Below are 15371 nucleotides of genomic sequence, written 5' to 3'. Positions count from 1 at the left end.
CCGGCGCCTCTGGCCGGTGCGCTGGACATGTCAGCCGCCGCCACGGATGCCTTCTGGCGCCAGTTCCATCACCCGGTTTAAGCCCGCGGCCGGGAAGCGGCGGCCGGAAACATCCACCGATTGGAAACAGCCGCTGGAAACCGCTAACGCATAACATTAGCTTGCTCTTATATTAGGTTGGGCGTATGTATCTAAATGGCCGGTGATCTACCCCCCAACCGGTTAGGCTCGGCGCCAGTCCCGCCCCCCTCAGGCCAACGACGCCGAGCCGCTCGGCCCTGTGCTCTCGCGGCAGCTTAGCTCCGCAGCCCAGGCGCCTCCTGCCCCGTCCTCTCGACATACTCCGTATAGCCGCCGCCATAGGTGTGGATGCCCTCGGGCGTCAGCTCCAGCACGCGGTTCGACAGCGCGGCGAGAAAGTGGCGGTCGTGCGAGACGAACAGCATGGTGCCCTCATACTGCGAAAGTGCTGTGATCAGCATTTCCTTGGTGGCGATGTCGAGGTGGTTGGTCGGCTCGTCCAGCACCAGAAGGTTTGGCGGGTCGAACAGCATCAGCGCCATCACCAGCCGCGCCTTCTCGCCGCCCGACAGCACCCGGCATTTCTTCTCGATCTCGTCGCCGGAAAAGCCGAAGCAGCCGGCCAACGCGCGTAGCGGCGCCTGGCCTGCCTGCGGAAAGGCGTCCTCCAGCGTCTGGAACACGGTGCGCTCGCCCTCCAGCACTTCCATGGCGTGCTGGGCGAAATAGCCCATCCTGACGCTCGGGCCGCGCGCCACCGTGCCATCGTCCGGCTCGGAAGCGCCGGCCACCAGCTTCAACAGCGTCGACTTGCCGGCGCCGTTGATGCCCATCACGCACCACCGCTCGCGGCGGCGCACCTGGAAGTCCAGCCCCTCGTAGATCGAGCGGCTGCCATAGCCCTTGTGGACGTTCTTCAGCGTCACCACGTCTTCGCCGCAGCGCGGCGCCGGCTGGAAGTCGAACGACACTTTCTGGCGGCGCTTGGGCGGCTCGACGCGGTCGATCTTCTCCAGCTTCTTCACCCGGCTCTGCACCTGGGCTGCATGCGAAGCGCGCGCCTTGAAGCGCTCGATGAAAGCGATTTCCTTGGCCAGCATCGCCTGCTGGCGCTCGAACTGCGCCTGCTGCTGCCGGTCGGCGATCGCCCGCTGCTGCTGGTAGAATTCATAGTTGCCGGAGTAAGCGGTCAGCGAGCCGCCATCGATCTCGACCACCTTGTTGACGATGCGGTTCATGAACTCGCGGTCGTGCGAGGTCATCAGCAGCGCGCCGTCGTAATTTTTCAGGAACTGCTCCAGCCAGATCAGGCTTTCCAGGTCGAGATGGTTGCTCGGCTCGTCGAGCAGCATGGCGTCGGGCCGCATCAGCAGGATCCTGGCCAGCGCCACGCGCATCTTCCAGCCGCCGGAAAGTTTTGCGACGTCGCCGTCCATCATCTCCTGGCTGAAGCCAAGGCCGTCCAGAACCTCGCGGGCGCGGCCATCCAGCGCATAGCCGTCGAGCTCCTCGAACCGCGCCTGCAGGTCGCCGTAGCGGGCGATGATCGCCTCCATCTCATCGCCGCGATCGGGATCGCCCATGGCGGCTTCGAGTTCGCCCATCTCGGCCGCCACTTCGCTCACCGGCCCGGCGCCGTCCATCACTTCGGCTACCGCGCTGCGGCCCGCCATGTCGCCGACATCCTGGCTGAAATAGCCGATGGTGACGCCGCGATCGACGGAGACCTGGCCCTCGTCGGGCTGCTCCTCGCCGTTGATCATGCGAAACAGCGTCGTCTTGCCGGCGCCGTTGGGGCCGACCAGCCCGACCTTCTCGCCCTTCTGCAGGGAGGCGGAGGCCTCGATGAAGACGATCTGCCGCCCGTTCTGCTTGCTGATGCTTTCCAGTCGAATCATGCTTTTCACGCGTGCCCAAGGGATTTTCCCCGCGCCAATACGCGATAGGCCGCGCCTGCGGAAGCCCGCAAAGCATGAGGTTGCGTGCCAAATTGTCCGAACCGGGCTGATATATATGGCTGGTTGGCTGACCCTGCGGGACGTCCAATGGACATTGCCGGACCCGTCCGGTCTCGAACTGATGGCCTTCGGTTCCGGTCTCAGCTAGAGCGGATGCGTTCAAACCAAACTGGGCATCCCGCTCTATCTATTTGTTTTAGCCGCATTTCTACGGCGCCAAGTGATTCCACTTGGCTGCAAAACGCGCTAGAGCCGGACACCAGCTCCACGGTCGAGCCAGGCAATACTCTCACAGGCAATACTCTCAGGGGGGTCAGCTCCTGCGGCTTCCGCGCCGGGCCTATAGGCCGCCCGGAGGAGATAGACAAAATACCCAACCTGCAAAACGATCAAGGCAATGATCATCCCGCCGGTCGCCTTCCAGATTGAACCCGTTGCCCAATAAGTCGAAATCGCCACGACAGACGACATGGTGAGGATGCCCACCAGGAACCGCAGGAGTTTCATGAATTCCCAAAGCCGTCCCGGAACTTACAACAGTCGAGACGCCTTCTCCCTACCCAACACTCGTTACCCAATAACCCAAAACCAGCATCTCATTATTTTAGGGGTGGCGCAAGTACCATGTCGAGTAACGGCTGCGCCGGTACAACTATTGGTTTACAATTGGCTCCCGGTCCGGAAGGACCCGCTGATCGTTCCGTTTGAGGTTCGAACCGAATAGCGGAACCTCAGATAGTGCCGGCAGTTTAGAAAGATGACCTCAAACACCGAAAGGAGGATGAGATGAAGACGCTTACCGCTATTTTGCTCGCCACCTCTATGATCGGCCTGAGCGCCGGCACGGCAAGCGCCACCTGCCATGAGACGACCGCATCGATCGAAGCTCAATCAGGCGTCGCAAAAGACGCAACGCGTGCGCCCCTCGAAACTGATGCGAATGCCGGCAACAGGGTAGAGGGCGGCCCGACCAACAAGACCGGCAACACCATGCCGCTTGCCAACCAGGAAGCCGGTGGCGACAAAAACCTTGCCACTTCGCAGCAGGATGTCGAGGCGCAGCAGGAGGGTGAAAAGACAGCGGCGGCCAAGGCCGACCCCTGCAAGCCGGACTGACGCGGATTGAGGGACTGGCCGCAGACGTGCTGCCTGCCGCAGCACAAGGCGAAGCGCGGTGGTCATCCAATTCCACCGGTCACCACGTAGGCGCCGGCGGCGCGTCCGTCTTCAAGACGCACGACGGCGCTGACGATCGAGCCGTACGCGCCACGCCAGACGCTGTGGATTCTCTCATGCTCTTTGGCCGGTACGACTGCACGACCGGTGAAGCGCGCGCTGGTCCGCTGCATGCGAATGGGCTCGCCGTTGACATGGACTTTCACGCTGGTCTCGATTCCCGTTCCGGCCACATCTAGCGTGACCGTTATCTCGTCTTGATCACCCGCGCGGCGCGTCTCGGCGGCAAGGGTCAGCGGCGGCGCCTCGCCGGGCCGGCGGGCGGAAGGCCGGGCGCAAAAAACATCGTCGGGAAGCTCCGGCGTGCGCGGCGGCCGGCTGCGGCGCGCGCCTGAGCGTTCGAAGTCGCCGGCCAGCCGCAGCAGCTTCGTATCGTCATAAGCCTTGCCGGCGAAGGTCAACCCGACCGGCATGCCGATATCGGCCATCGTGCCCATCGGCACGGTAACGGTCGGAATACCGAGATGGCGCCACACCAGATTGCCGTTGGCGACCCAGGTGCCGTTGCGCCAGGCCAGCGCTGCGGAGGCCTCGTTGACATCCGCATCGGCCGGCCCGACGTCGGCGACGGCGGGAAACACCACCGCGTCGAGCCCTTGCGCGTCGAGCCAATCCTCGAAGTCGATCCGCCGCGTCGCCTCTAGGCCTTTCAGCCCGGCCTCCAGCCCGGAAATGGCCTGGAATGGGGTGAGGCCGCGTTTGGCCCGCTCGACATATTCCGCCAGATCGAAGCTGTCGCCATAGCGGTCCGGCAGTGTGCCCGGCGGCTGCGGAAAGATCTTTGCGCCGTCGACCGAGGACAGATCGGGGATCGCGGGGTCGGCATTGGCGCGCAGGAAATCGTCCCAGGCGAAGACGCACAGGTCCCAGATCTCGCGCTCGGCGAATCCTTCCGGAACCAGCCCGCGATCGACCATGTTTTTGGTGCCCGGCCGGTCGCGCTCGTAGTTGGAGACGACGGGAAAATCGACCTCGACCACATCAGCGCCGAGCCGTCGCAAATCCGCTGCCGCCTGCTCCCACAGGTCGAGCACCGACGCGCGGGTCTGGATCGGAACGTCAGCCTCCGTATCGCGGCTGATATACATGCGGGGCACGCCGAGCCGCATGCCTTGCAGCGCCCCCTCCAGCCTGAGCCCGGTGTAGCGTGGCGGCCGTACATCCGAGCTCTTCGGCAGCGCCACCCAGGGCTGCGCGCGCCAGAAATCGCCGGTGGTGTCCGGGTCGTCGGCGACGATCACGTCGAGCAGTTCGAGCATATCGCGCACGCTGCGCGTATGCGGCACCACCACGTCCATCGTCGGCACCAGCGGCCAGTTGCCGCGCACCGAAATGACGCCGCGCGACGGCGTGTAGGCAACCAGCGCATTGTTCGACGCCGGCGCCCGGCCGGACGACCATGTCTCCTCGCCGAGCCCGAAGGCGGCGAAGCTGGCCGCCGTCGCTGTCCCGGAACCATTCGACGAGCCCGACGCGAAGGCGGCCGTCAGGTATGCGGCATTGTAGGGGCTTTCCGCCCTTCCGTAGACGCCGCGCTGCATGCCGCCATTGGCCATCGGCGGCATGTTGGTCAGCCCGATCAGCACCGCGCCGCCGGCCCGCAGCCGCCCGATGGTGAAGGCGTCCTCGTTGGCGACGAGATGCTCGAAGGCCGGCGAGCCGGCAGCGACCGTCAGGCCTTTCACCTTGTAGCTGTCCTTGGCGGTATAGGGGATGCCGTCCAGCGGCCCGAGCGTCGCACCATTCCTGCGGCGACGGTCGGACGCGGCGGCCTCCTCGAACATTTTGGGATTGAGCACAGGAACGGCATTGAGGGCGATGCCATGGCGGTCATACATGGCGATCCTGCGCAGGCAGGCACCGACCAGCTCGACGCTGGTGACGGTGCCGGCCTCCAGCGCCCGCCGCAGCTGTTCGATCGACGCCTCAACGATATGGAGATTGGTCATTTTGTCCCCAACGCTTGGTTCTCGAAGCGGTATTGGCCTCGAAAGCCGATGCCGTAAAGGGGTTTTGCGAAGGCGGCCGTGACAGCCGATCTCCCCCCTTGTGGGGGAGATGTCCGGCAGGACGAGGGGGGCGCTGTCCCGCCGACCTGTCAACCATTCGTAGCTACGCCCGCAGACTGGTTCCTGGTTGAGAATGAGTTAGAGCAAAGGCTGGCGATCCTTCGCGCCCCCCTCTGCCCTGCCGGGCATCTCCCCCACGAGGGGGGAGATTGGCAGCGTCGGCGGCGGCCCTCCTTTCTGTAACGTCGAGCGTCGCGCGCCACCTTCGCACATCACTCCGGCGCGCCCGGAAACAGCGCCACGGCATCGCCGCCGCCCGCCGGCCAGTCCCGGATGGTTCGGTCGTAGCCGCCGGTCAGCACCGTGCCGTCGGCGGCGAACGCCACGGCGTAGACCGGTCCGGACCGGCTGTCGAACAGGGCGGTCTCACTGCCGGTTTCCATGTCCCACAGCCGTGCCGTGCCGTCGAGCGAGCCGGACAGCAGCCGCTTGCCGTCGGCCGACAGCGCCAGCGCATACACCGTGCCCGAATGGCCCTCGAGGCGCCGCACTTCGCGGCCGCTGTCGAGATCCCAGAGCTTGATCGTATAGTCGCCGCTGCCGGTGATCAGATGGCGCCCGTCGGCCATGAACACCACGCCATAGGGGCCGCGCTCATGCCCGTGCCAGCTGCGCAGCTGCTTGCCGGTGCCGATGTCCCATAGTTTTAGCGTGCCCTCGATACTGCCGCTGATCGCGCGTGTGCCGTCGGGCGAGACGGCGACCCCGCTGATCGACCAGTCGTGCCCCAGCATCACATGCAGAACCGAGCCTTTCTCGATATCCCAGACGATGACCCTGCCGGTGTCGTGCCCGCTGACGGCACGTTTGCCGTCCGGGCTGATCGCCAGCTTGTTGACGCCGCCGTTCTGGCCTGACGAGAAGACGTGCAGCACCGCGCCATCGGAGAGCTGGCGCAGCACGATCTCGCCGTCGTCGCCCGCCGTCAGCGCCCGCGCCCCATCGGGCAGGAAAAGCGCGGTACGCGCCATGTCCTTGTGGACGCCAAGGGTGCGGATCAGGCGCTTGCCGTCGATATCCCAGAGCTTGATCGTGCGGTCGGTGCTGGCGCTCATGATCGAGTGACCGTCGGGCGCCACCGCCAGCCAGACGACGGGCTCGCGGTGGCCGTCGGGCTCAGTCGGCTGCGGCGGCGGAGCCTGTGGCAGCGGCGCGACGGTCTGCGGTGGCGCAGCCGAGACTGGAGCAGGCTCCGGCGGTGAGACAGGTGGGGCCAGCGCGACCTCGGATGGCGAGGCAGGAGCTGGCGGCTGTATCGCTTCCGGTTCCGGGGCCGGTGCGCTGGTGACGTCTTGGCCTTCCGGCGCGCTCGGCACGGTTTGCTCGGCGGTCAGGCTTCTACCGGCGTCCTGTGGCTGCCGCGACCAGGGGCCGAGCTGGTCGGCCACCAGAGCGAGCACGGCGAGGAACGGAACGACGGCAAAGAGCCGCCGCAGGCGTGGTCGTCCGCCGGGTTGCGTTTCGGCACCCCTGCCGAACAGCGGCACCTTCGGATCGTGCGTCGATCGGCCCGGCAACAGGCCGGCCCAGAACAGCAGGGCTGCAAGGGCTGAGACAACGCCCGCCGCTGCGAAGAAAGCCAGGCGCACCGACGCGAAAGCGTCGCCGGCGCCCTCGTCGCCCAGCGCGAAATACACGCGTGTGAAGCAGAGCATGCCGATCGCCAGCAGCAGCATTGCGAGCAGCCTGTCGACAAACCTGTTCATCGGGCTCCCCTCGCGCCGCTGTTCGCTTCGCCCGCAATGATGCAGGTCGGCGCCGGGCTTGTCGATGCCCGGTTCAATTCCGAAGATTACCAGCGAAACAGCGAGCGCAAAACGCTCGCCTGCGCCAAAGCGCTCGATATGGCCTGGCGACACTCTCGGTCGCCGCAATGTTGCCCGGTCGCGCGCTAGAATCGCTCGGCAGGGCTCAAGACCGATCGAGGCCAAGCGATGGATGAGTGGAAATTACCTTGGGACGGCGGCTGCCTGTGCGGCGGGATACGCTTTCGGATAAGTGCGCCGCCCTTGCTTACAATGGCCTGTCATTGCACCGGTTGTCAGAAGCTGAGCGCGAGCGCTTATTCCCTGACCATGGCCGTGCCAAGCAACGGCTTCACCGTTACGCAGGGCGAGCCGGTGGTCGGCGGCATGCATGGGCCGCACCGGCAACTCTATTGCCCGCACTGCAAGAACTGGATGTTCACGCACCCGCACGGCCTGGACTTCTTCGTCAATGTCCGCGCTACCATGCTGGACGATCACCATTGGTACGTGCCCTTCGTCGAGGTCTTCACTTCAGAAAAGCTGCCCTGGGCAACGACCGCCGCCAGCCACAGCTTCGCCACCCAACCCGACCTTGAGGGATATGCGCCTTTGATCGAGGCCTTTGCGCGCGAAGGGGCGCGACCGGTGTGACTGGTTGCATGAAGGGATAAGATTGGCGAAAGCGCCAATGACGGCCAATCTCCCCCCTTGTGGGGGAGATGTCCGGCAGGACAGAGGGGGGCGCTGTCCCGCCGACTTTGCAAGCAACCGCAATTGTGCGCTCGTGTTAATTCCGCTGGTCACAGTATGAATTATGGTTGCGATCCTTCGCGCCCCCCTCTGCCCTGCCGGGCATCTCCCCCACAAGGGGGGAGAATGGCTCTCCGCCCTCACCGCAATTCCACCCACACCGGGGCGTGGTCGCTGGCGCCGGGCTCGCCGCGGACGTCGCGGTCGATGCCTGCCGCGGTCAGCCGGCGCGCCAGCTTCTTCGAGAGCAGTATATGATCCAGCCGCAGGCCGGCGTCGCGCTGCCAGCGGTTGCGGCGATAATCCCAGAATGTGTAGAGCGTCTCCTTCGGGTGCTTCTTGCGCAGTGCGTCGGTCCAGCCCTGGTCGAGCAGTGCTGCGAAGGCGGCGCGGCTTTCCGGCTGCACCAGCGCATTGTCGTCATAGGAGCGGGTCGGGTAGATGTCGCGCGGCTCGGGCACGATGTTGTAGTCGCCGGCCAGCACCACCGGCAGACCGGTGTCGAACAGCTCCGCCGCATGTGCGTTCAGGCGCTCGTGCCAGGCAAGCTTATAGCTGAATTTCGGACCGGGCTGCGGGTTGCCGTTCGGCGCATAGAGGCAGGCGACGACGATGCCGTTGACCGCCGCCTCGATATAGCGGGCCTGGTTGTCGCTGTCGTCGCCGGGCAGCGCCTCGCGGATCAGAACGGGTTCTGAACCCCGCGCCAGTATGGCGACGCCGTTCCAGGTCGGCTGCCCCACCCACACCGCGCCATAGCCGGCCGCGGCGAGTGCTGTGCGCGGAAACTGCGTCTGCCTTGCTTTCAGTTCCTGCAGGCAGACGATGTCGGGCTTGGCGACAGTCAGCCAGGCGAGTAGGTTTTGCAGCCGGCCGTTGATGTTGTTGATGTTGAAGGTGGCGATCTTCATCGGCCTGCTTCAGCGCACGATGCGCTCGGTCCACGCCCTCACCGCATTAGTCATCGTCTTCAGATGATCGGCGGCGGAGAAGCCGGAGATGCTCTTGCGCGGCTTGAGGTCGTGGTCGCCATCCTCCAGCCAGAGGATCTCGATGCGGTCGGAAAGATCGTAGGTCGCGACCTCGTCCCTGGTGCCGAACTCGTCGCGTGTGCCCTGGAAGATCAATGTCGGCGTCCTGAGATCGGCGAGGTGTTTTGTCCGAAGCTGCGTCGGTTTCGCCGGCGGATGGAAGGGATAGCCGAGGCAAAGCAGCCCTGAAATCTCGCCCTTCGAATACATCTCGTCGGCAATCATCGAAGCGACGCGTCCGCCCATCGACTTGCCGCCGATGATGAGCGGCCCCTTCGCGCCTTTCGCCCTGAGGTCGGCGATCGCCTTGATGTATTCGGGATTCACCGTCTCGGCGCGCGGCGGCGGCTTGCGGTGGCCGTAGCGGCGGGCCGCCATGTAGTGGAATTCAAAGCGCGCAACGCGGAAGCCGGCCTCAGCCAGCGCTTTTGCCGTGGCAGTCATCGAGGCCGAATCCATCGGCGCCCCGGCGCCATGCGCAAGCAGGATGGTGATCGGAGCGGTGTCGGGGCCGTCGAGGAGGAAGGTGGTCATGGGGCGTACAACTCCAACGTTGACGACCCCTTCTCCCCTTGTGGGAGAAGGTGGCCGAGCGAAGCTCGGTCGGATGAGGGGTGTTGGACGGAGCGCCAACGCGTCATTTCTTCCAGCACCCCTTGCATGTTCGGATTGCGGCTATTTGTGCAAGATAGCTGTACTCCCCGACGGATGGCCGTCCGCCGGGGAGTGGACGGATGGGACCGTACGCCCCTTGGTGTGAGCCGCGGATGAGCAAGGTCCATTCGTTCTCACATTGGTCCTGAACAGATGATGGGGAGCAAGTCCCGCATGCAAGGCAAGGTATTGTCCGAACCGAATGCGACGCCGCCAGTCTATGCCGGCATCGACGTGTGTAAAGAGTGGCTGGATGTCTACGTCCATCCGGCCGGCAAGAGCTTCCGCGTCGCCAATGACAGTGGCGGACTGCGGCGGCTGAAGCGCCTGCTCGGCGAGCTTGCGGTGAGGCGGGTGGTCCTGGAGGCGACGTCCAAATACCATCGGGCGGCGCAACGCTCGCTGCACGAGGCGGGATTGGCCGTGGCCGTCGTCAACCCGCTGCGCGCTCGGCTCTTTGCCGAAGCCTGCGGCCAGCTCGCCAAGACCGATAGGATCGACGCCAGGCTGCTGGCCTTGATGGGGGTCGCACTCGAACCGGCCGAGACGGTACCGGCTTCGCTTGCGATGGAAGCATTGCAGGAAATCGTCGGCGTGCGCGGTGCCGCCAGTGCCGAACGCACCGCGCTCATCAACCGCTTGGCGACACTCCAAAGCCCCTTTCTGCGCGCCGAACTCAAGCGCAGACTGCGGATGATCGAACGCCACCTCGTCCGTCTCGAAACCGAAACCGCTCGCCTGATCTCGGCCGACCCCGCCCTTGCCCGCCGCCACGCCATCTTGGTGTCGATCCCGGGCATTGGCCCGATCACGGCCACCGCGCTGCTGGTCGGTCTCGCCGAGATGGGCACGCTCAACGCCAAACAGGCGGCCATGCTGACCGGCCTCGCCCCCGTCGCCCACGACAGCGGGCCGCGTCAGGGCCGCCGTGCAATCAAAGGCGGACGCAAGGCTGTCAGAAACGTCCTCTACATGGCGGCGCTGTCGGCAAGCCGCTACAACAAGGACCTTGCCGCCTTCGCCGCACGCCTGCGCAACGCCGGAAAGGCCGCAAAGGTCATCCTCGTCGCCGTCATGCGAAAGCTCGTCGTCATGGCCAACGCACTCATCGCCCAAGACCGCTTCTGGAGCCCAATCGCCCCTTGACAACAAACACAGATGCTCATCCGTCTCGGCGCTAACGCGCCAATCCACCTTCTCCCACAAGGGGAGAAGGGAGCGCCATCGCCTCACCCCGCCGACATCCGCGCCAGCTGCAAATCGACGAACTGGATACCCTTGGCCGCCATGCGCGCCCATTCGGAGCTGGCGTCGAGCTCGAGATAGCGCGCCCAGTTCCGCCGCGCCTCGGCCAGGTTGCCGGCGTCGAACTCCAGCCGTGCAAGGTTGAACACCGCGTCGGCATAATTGGCATCGAGCGCGATCGCCTTCTGCAGATGCCGTCGCGCCGAGGCGTCGCGGCCCTCATCGCTCATCAGCCCGGCCAGATTGAACCAGGCCTCGACAAAACCGGGGTCGAGCTTGATGGCGCGGGCATAGTCGTGCGCCGCCTCGGCCGCACGTCCAGCGGCGCGCAGGCAGTTGGCACGGTTGAAGGCGGCGATGGCGTCGGTCGGGTCGATGGCGAGGCAGCGCTGGTAGAGTGCGGCCGCCTGCTCGTGGTGTTCAGCCTCTTCCGCCGCTTCAGCGTCGGCGAACAGTTCTTCCAGCGTGTCGTCATCCGCCGACCCCAGGTCGAACAGCAATTGGCCGTCGAGTTCGCTCTGGCCGCCCTCGAGATAGATCGCATCGGCGCGCCCATGCTGCGAGCCGACATTCAGCGACTTGGCGGTCAGCGAGGCGACCGGGCCGCAGCGGTGCACCGAGCGCGCGATCGCCCCCCACGAGGCGCCACCAGCAACCAGCCCGGCATATTTGCGGGCGAGGATCAGATCGCGAAACGAATAGGGTTCGCAATCATGCTCGAAGGCATCGAAAAGCGACAACAGGTCGAGATCGGCGGCGGCAAGCCGCGACTGGTCAATGAGCGACTGCCGCGACAGCGCCGAAGCCTCCGGCGCCTTCATCAGCCCGAGCAGGCGCAAGAAACCGTTTTCGCTGATGAGCTTGCGGCCGGCCGTTCGCTCGGCCGCGACGCGGCGCTCGATCTCGGCCTCCCCCGCCTTGGCGAGATACAAGCGGCCGAACACGACATGGCTGGTGCGCCTGTTAACGCCGCGCCGCAGCTGGCTCCGCCGGCGCTCGACCTCGCGCGCGGCCAGCCTCAGCGGGAACGCCGCCAGCGCGCCGATGGTGCCGAAGACGTTGCCGGCGAGAGCCGTCACGCCTTGCTCTTGCCGACGGCCTTGAGGAGGTTGGCCTTGAGGGGATTTTCCTTGGCCGCGCCGGCGGCAGCCTTGGCGGATTTCGCTGCAGGCTTGGCTGCCTCATCGGCCTTGCTCTTGCTCTTGGCCGGCGGCTTGGCCGATTGCGACAGGCTGGCCTTCAGCGCATCCATCAGATTGATCACGTTGCCGCGCTCGGGGGCGGCGGCGATGATCGGCTTGTGGCCCTTGAGCTTCTCGCGGATCATCGCCATCAGCGCGATCTCGTAGCGGTCCTCGTAGTTCTTCGGGTCGAAGGTGGTTTCCTTCTGCTTGATCAGCGCTTCGGCGAGCTGCAGCATTTCCGGGTCGGGCTTGCCGGCCGGGATGTTGCCGAAATATTCAGCCGTGCCGCGCACTTCGTTCGGGTTCCTCAAGGTGCAGACGAACATGCCGTTCTCACGTGCGCCGATGGTCACCACGCGTTCGCGGCTGGACAGCACCAGCCGGGCGATCGCCAGCTTGCCGGACTTGCGCATGGCTTCGCGCAGCACCGCGAAAGTCTCCTCGGCCATGGCGCCGTCGGGCGCCAGGTAATAGGGCGCGTCCTGATAGATGACGTCGACCGATTGCTCGTCGACAAAGGCCTCGATGTTCATTGTGTGGTTGGATTCGATGCGCACCGCCTCGAGGTCGGCATCGTCGATGATGATGTACTGCTTGTCCTCGTATTCGTAGCCCTTGACCAGATCCGAGCGCTCGACCAACCCGAGTTCGGGATCGACCGGCTTCATGTTGATGCGGTTGTGGGTGTCCTTGTGCAGCTGGTTGAAGCTGATGCGCTCGCTGGCACTCGTCGCCGGATACAGCCGGACCGGGCAGCTGACGAGACTGAGCTTGAGGTAACCTTTCCAACTTGCCCTGGGCGCCATGAAACTCTCCTACGCGGCCGTGCACTGTCGAACTTTTCGCAGCGCTTCGTCCAAAGGACGAACGACGCTGCGCAAAACCTACATCGCCCTCACAATACCGGCAAATCCCTAGCGAAATCTTCCATATCGGCCCAGGGATCGCCGGAGGTGGCCAGAAGGCCCGGCAGCGAAGAATAATTCAAATCTTCCGGAGCGTCGATGGATTCCAGATCGGACCAGCTCACCGGCGTCGAGGCCGGCAGGTTGGTGCGGGCGCGCAGCGAGTAAGGTGCCGCCGAGGTGTGGCCGCGCGCATTGCGATGATAGTCGATGAAGATGCGCCGCTTGCGGTTGTCCTTGCCCATGGTGGTGGTGAAGGTGTCGGGCGCCGTGGCGGCCAACGCCGAGGAGATGGCGCTGGTCGCCTGGTGCAGCTTCTTCCAGTTCTGTTTTTGCGTCACCGGCACTGATATGTGGATGCCCTTGCCGCCCGAGGTTTTCGCAAAAGGCACCAGCCCCAAAGCCTCCAGTCCGGCGCGGATATGCACCGCCGCCTCGACCACCTCACGCCAGCTAATCCCCTGGCCCGGGTCGAGGTCGAAGACGATCAGGTCGGGCTTGTCGAGCCGCGTGCGATGGGTGCCCCAGGTGTGGAACTCGACGACGCCGAACTGCGCCAGCGCCAGATAGCCCTTGGCATCCTCCACCGACAGATAGGATTTGGTCTCGCCCTCGGAATTGGTCGCCTCGAAGGTGGCGACCGATGAAGGCATGCCGGTGAAGGCATGGCGCTGGAAAAAACAGTCCTGCGGCTTGCCGGTCGGGCAGCGCACCAGCGACACTGGGCGCCCCAAAATATGCGGCAGCATAAAGTCGCCGACCAGCGCGTAGTAGACAGCGATATCGAGCTTGGTCGGTCCGGTCTTGCCGAACAGCCGCCGCGTCGGGTTGGTCACCCAGATCGTGGCAAGGTCGGCCTCGGCGATCAGCCGCTTGCGCTTGGCCGACACTGGCGTCGACAGGCCGACATCCCTGAGCCCGCGGAACACGCCGTGGCGCAGCGCATTGTCCGCCGTGCGGTTGGCATAGTGGATGCGGGCCGACAGCAGCGGCCGCACCCATTTCATCTCGCGCATGATCTCGCGCGGAACCCCCTCGGGCGCCGACGCGCCGGCGCGCAGCGGCTCCAACCGGGCCAGCAATTCACCTGCTGTCGCGGCATCGAAGCCGGTGCCGACCTTGCCGCGATAATGCAATTCGCCGTCCTCGAATTCGGCCATGCCGAGCGCCGCCAGTCCCTCGGCCGCGTCGGAGGTGGTGTAGCCGGCGATGACGAAGTCGTCGGACTTGAGCGCCTTGGTCTTGGTCCAGGTCTTGGTGCGGCCGCTCTGGTAGATTGCCGTGGCGCGCTTGGAGACGACGCCTTCCAGTCCCATCTCGGAAGCCTGGTCGTAGAGCGCCTGGCCATCGCCTTCGACGTGGTCTGAGAACTGAATGGCGGAGTTGGCGGCCAAGCCGGACAGCAATTGCGACAGCAGCGCCTTGCGCCGGCCGAGCGGCGCTTTTCTCAGGTCCCAGCCGTCGAGATGCAAGAGATCGAAGGCGTAGAAGTGGAGCTTGTTGCCGCCGCCTTCGGCCAGCGCGTCCTGCAAAAGAGCGAAGCGGCTGATGCCCTTGGCGTCGAGCACGACGATCTCGCCGTCGATGACAGCCTCACGGCATGGCAGCCTGGCGAAGGCATGCGGCAGGTCGCCATAGCGCCTGGTCCAGTCGAGGCCGGCGCGTGTGATCAGCCGCACCTCGCCCTCAGCCAGATGCGCCATGGTGCGATAGCCGTCGAACTTGATTTCGTGCAGCCAGATTTCGCCCGTGCGGCTCGCGGGGTCATCGCCGCCCGGCGGCTTTGCCACGGTCGTCGCCAGTTGCGGCTCGATGCGGGTGGGCGGCGGCACCTTGATCGCACCCGGCAGCGCACCGGGTTTCAGCACCACCGGCCTGGCAGGTTTGGGGGCTGGCTTCGGGGTTGCCACCAGTTCCTCGATGCGGCGGCCGGATTTGACGCTTTCCGGCCGGGCTTCCAGTATGTCGAGCCTGGCGTCGGCGGCGAGGTCGCGCTCCTTGAACAGCAGCCAGTTCTTTTTGCCCTCATCCTCGCCGGGCTTCGGTTTCAGCCTGGTCAGCATCCAGCCGCCATTCAGCTTCTCGCCGGCGAGACGGAACTTGAAGGAACCGGTGCGCAGGCTCTTTTCGACATCGTCCATCGGTGCCCAGACGCCGGTGTCCCAGACGATCATCGGCCCGCCGCCATATTCGCCCTCGGGAATGACGCCTTCGAAGTCGATATATTCGAGCGGGTGGTCCTCGGTCTCGACCGCCAGCCGCTTGTCGGCGGGATTGAGCGACGGGCCGCGAGGCACCGCCCAGGTCTTCAGCACGTCGCCGACCTGCAGGCGAAGGTCGTAGTGGTCGGCAGTGGCATGGTGTTTGTGCACGACGAAGCGATTGCCTTCTCCGGCAACCAGATCGCCGACGGGTTCCGGCGTCTTGCTGAATTCGCGCTTGGCGCGATAGGCCCTGAGTTTGGCGGGAGCTGGCATGTCAAAGACCGAAGCGCGCGGCAGTCAGGAACCAACGTCTCATTCCTTCGCGCCCCCCTCTGTCCTGCCGGACATCTCCCCCACGAGGGGGGA

Annotated in this window: 12 protein-coding genes; 3 read left to right on the top strand and 9 right to left on the bottom strand. The window is 65.2% G+C overall.

The features are described from left to right. Window positions 1–296: 296 nt before the first annotated feature. A complete protein-coding gene (locus AC0NIE_RS16475) occupies window positions 297–1919 on the bottom strand; it encodes an ABC-F family ATP-binding cassette domain-containing protein (protein WP_473489930.1) in 1623 nt (540 codons plus the stop codon). A gap of 306 nt (window positions 1920–2225) precedes the next feature. After that, window positions 2226–2486: a hypothetical protein gene (locus tag AC0NIE_RS16470; RefSeq protein WP_473489931.1), complete on the bottom strand. Its 261-nt coding sequence runs from the start codon at window positions 2484–2486 to the stop codon at window positions 2226–2228. A gap of 279 nt (window positions 2487–2765) precedes the next feature. Between AC0NIE_RS16470 and AC0NIE_RS16465 the strand changes: the two genes are divergently transcribed. Further along, a complete protein-coding gene (locus AC0NIE_RS16465) occupies window positions 2766–3095 on the top strand; it encodes a hypothetical protein (RefSeq protein ID WP_473489932.1) in 330 nt (109 codons plus the stop codon). Window positions 3096–3157: 62 nt separating this feature from the next. On the opposite strand, the gene AC0NIE_RS16460 is transcribed toward AC0NIE_RS16465, so the two are convergent. Next, window positions 3158–5164, bottom strand: a complete 2007-nt coding sequence (locus AC0NIE_RS16460; protein WP_473489933.1) for an amidase — start codon at window positions 5162–5164, stop codon at window positions 3158–3160. Between the two features lie 332 nt (window positions 5165–5496). Beyond that, window positions 5497–7143, bottom strand: coding sequence for a WD40 repeat domain-containing protein (locus AC0NIE_RS16455; RefSeq protein WP_473489934.1), 1647 nt, complete (start codon window positions 7141–7143; stop codon window positions 5497–5499). Between the two features lie 75 nt (window positions 7144–7218). Between AC0NIE_RS16455 and AC0NIE_RS16450 the strand changes: the two genes are divergently transcribed. Continuing rightward, the gene (locus AC0NIE_RS16450; RefSeq protein ID WP_473489935.1) at window positions 7219–7683 is read left to right on the top strand and encodes a GFA family protein; all 465 of its coding nucleotides are present in this window, start codon (window positions 7219–7221) and stop codon (window positions 7681–7683) included. A 239-nt stretch (window positions 7684–7922) separates the two neighbouring features. On the opposite strand, the gene AC0NIE_RS16445 is transcribed toward AC0NIE_RS16450, so the two are convergent. Together AC0NIE_RS16445 and AC0NIE_RS16440 are read right to left on the bottom strand one after the other, a co-directional pair. After that, a complete protein-coding gene (locus tag AC0NIE_RS16445; RefSeq protein WP_473489936.1) occupies window positions 7923–8693 on the bottom strand; it encodes an exodeoxyribonuclease III in 771 nt (256 codons plus the stop codon). Between the two features lie 9 nt (window positions 8694–8702). After that, entirely contained in the window at window positions 8703–9347 is a 645-nt protein-coding gene (locus tag AC0NIE_RS16440) for an alpha/beta hydrolase family protein (RefSeq protein WP_473489937.1), read from the bottom strand. A 294-nt stretch (window positions 9348–9641) separates the two neighbouring features. On the opposite strand from AC0NIE_RS16440, the gene AC0NIE_RS16435 reads away from it, so the two are divergent. Further along, window positions 9642–10613: an IS110 family RNA-guided transposase gene (locus AC0NIE_RS16435; RefSeq protein WP_473490043.1), complete on the top strand. Its 972-nt coding sequence runs from the start codon at window positions 9642–9644 to the stop codon at window positions 10611–10613. Window positions 10614–10696: 83 nt separating this feature from the next. Here the strand turns inward: AC0NIE_RS16435 and AC0NIE_RS16430 are convergent, their stop codons facing one another. From AC0NIE_RS16430 to ligD, 3 genes are all read right to left on the bottom strand, one after another. Next, window positions 10697–11791 carry a tetratricopeptide repeat protein gene (locus AC0NIE_RS16430; protein WP_473488912.1) on the bottom strand — a complete coding sequence of 365 codons (1095 nt, stop codon included), beginning with the start codon at window positions 11789–11791 and terminating at the stop codon, window positions 10697–10699. Continuing rightward, complete coding sequence (gene ku / locus AC0NIE_RS16425) at window positions 11788–12702, bottom strand: non-homologous end joining protein Ku (RefSeq protein ID WP_123147861.1); 915 nt, start codon at window positions 12700–12702, stop codon at window positions 11788–11790. The genes AC0NIE_RS16430 and ku overlap by 4 nt, the downstream gene beginning before the upstream one ends. Before the next feature lie 89 nt (window positions 12703–12791). After that, window positions 12792–15278 carry a DNA ligase D gene (gene ligD / locus AC0NIE_RS16420; RefSeq protein WP_473488913.1) on the bottom strand — a complete coding sequence of 829 codons (2487 nt, stop codon included), beginning with the start codon at window positions 15276–15278 and terminating at the stop codon, window positions 12792–12794. Window positions 15279–15371 lie beyond the last annotated feature (93 nt).

This window comes from Mesorhizobium sp. WSM4842 (genome assembly GCF_055901575.1).
This window is presented reverse-complemented; position numbering and strand designations above follow the sequence as displayed.

Coding starts and splice junctions, on each gene's coding strand:
- AC0NIE_RS16450 (WP_473489935.1), top strand. CDS start 7,219: ATGGATGAGTGGAAATTACCTTGGGACGGCGGCTGCCTGTGCGGCGGG.
- AC0NIE_RS16475 (WP_473489930.1), bottom strand. CDS start 1,919: ATGATTCGACTGGAAAGCATCAGCAAGCAGAACGGGCGGCAGATCGTC.
- ku (WP_123147861.1), bottom strand. CDS start 12,702: ATGGCGCCCAGGGCAAGTTGGAAAGGTTACCTCAAGCTCAGTCTCGTC.
- AC0NIE_RS16470 (WP_473489931.1), bottom strand. CDS start 2,486: ATGAAACTCCTGCGGTTCCTGGTGGGCATCCTCACCATGTCGTCTGTC.
- AC0NIE_RS16435 (WP_473490043.1), top strand. CDS start 9,642: ATGCAAGGCAAGGTATTGTCCGAACCGAATGCGACGCCGCCAGTCTAT.
- ligD (WP_473488913.1), bottom strand. CDS start 15,278: ATGCCAGCTCCCGCCAAACTCAGGGCCTATCGCGCCAAGCGCGAATTC.
- AC0NIE_RS16465 (WP_473489932.1), top strand. CDS start 2,766: ATGAAGACGCTTACCGCTATTTTGCTCGCCACCTCTATGATCGGCCTG.
- AC0NIE_RS16440 (WP_473489937.1), bottom strand. CDS start 9,347: ATGACCACCTTCCTCCTCGACGGCCCCGACACCGCTCCGATCACCATC.
- AC0NIE_RS16460 (WP_473489933.1), bottom strand. CDS start 5,164: ATGACCAATCTCCATATCGTTGAGGCGTCGATCGAACAGCTGCGGCGG.
- AC0NIE_RS16445 (WP_473489936.1), bottom strand. CDS start 8,693: ATGAAGATCGCCACCTTCAACATCAACAACATCAACGGCCGGCTGCAA.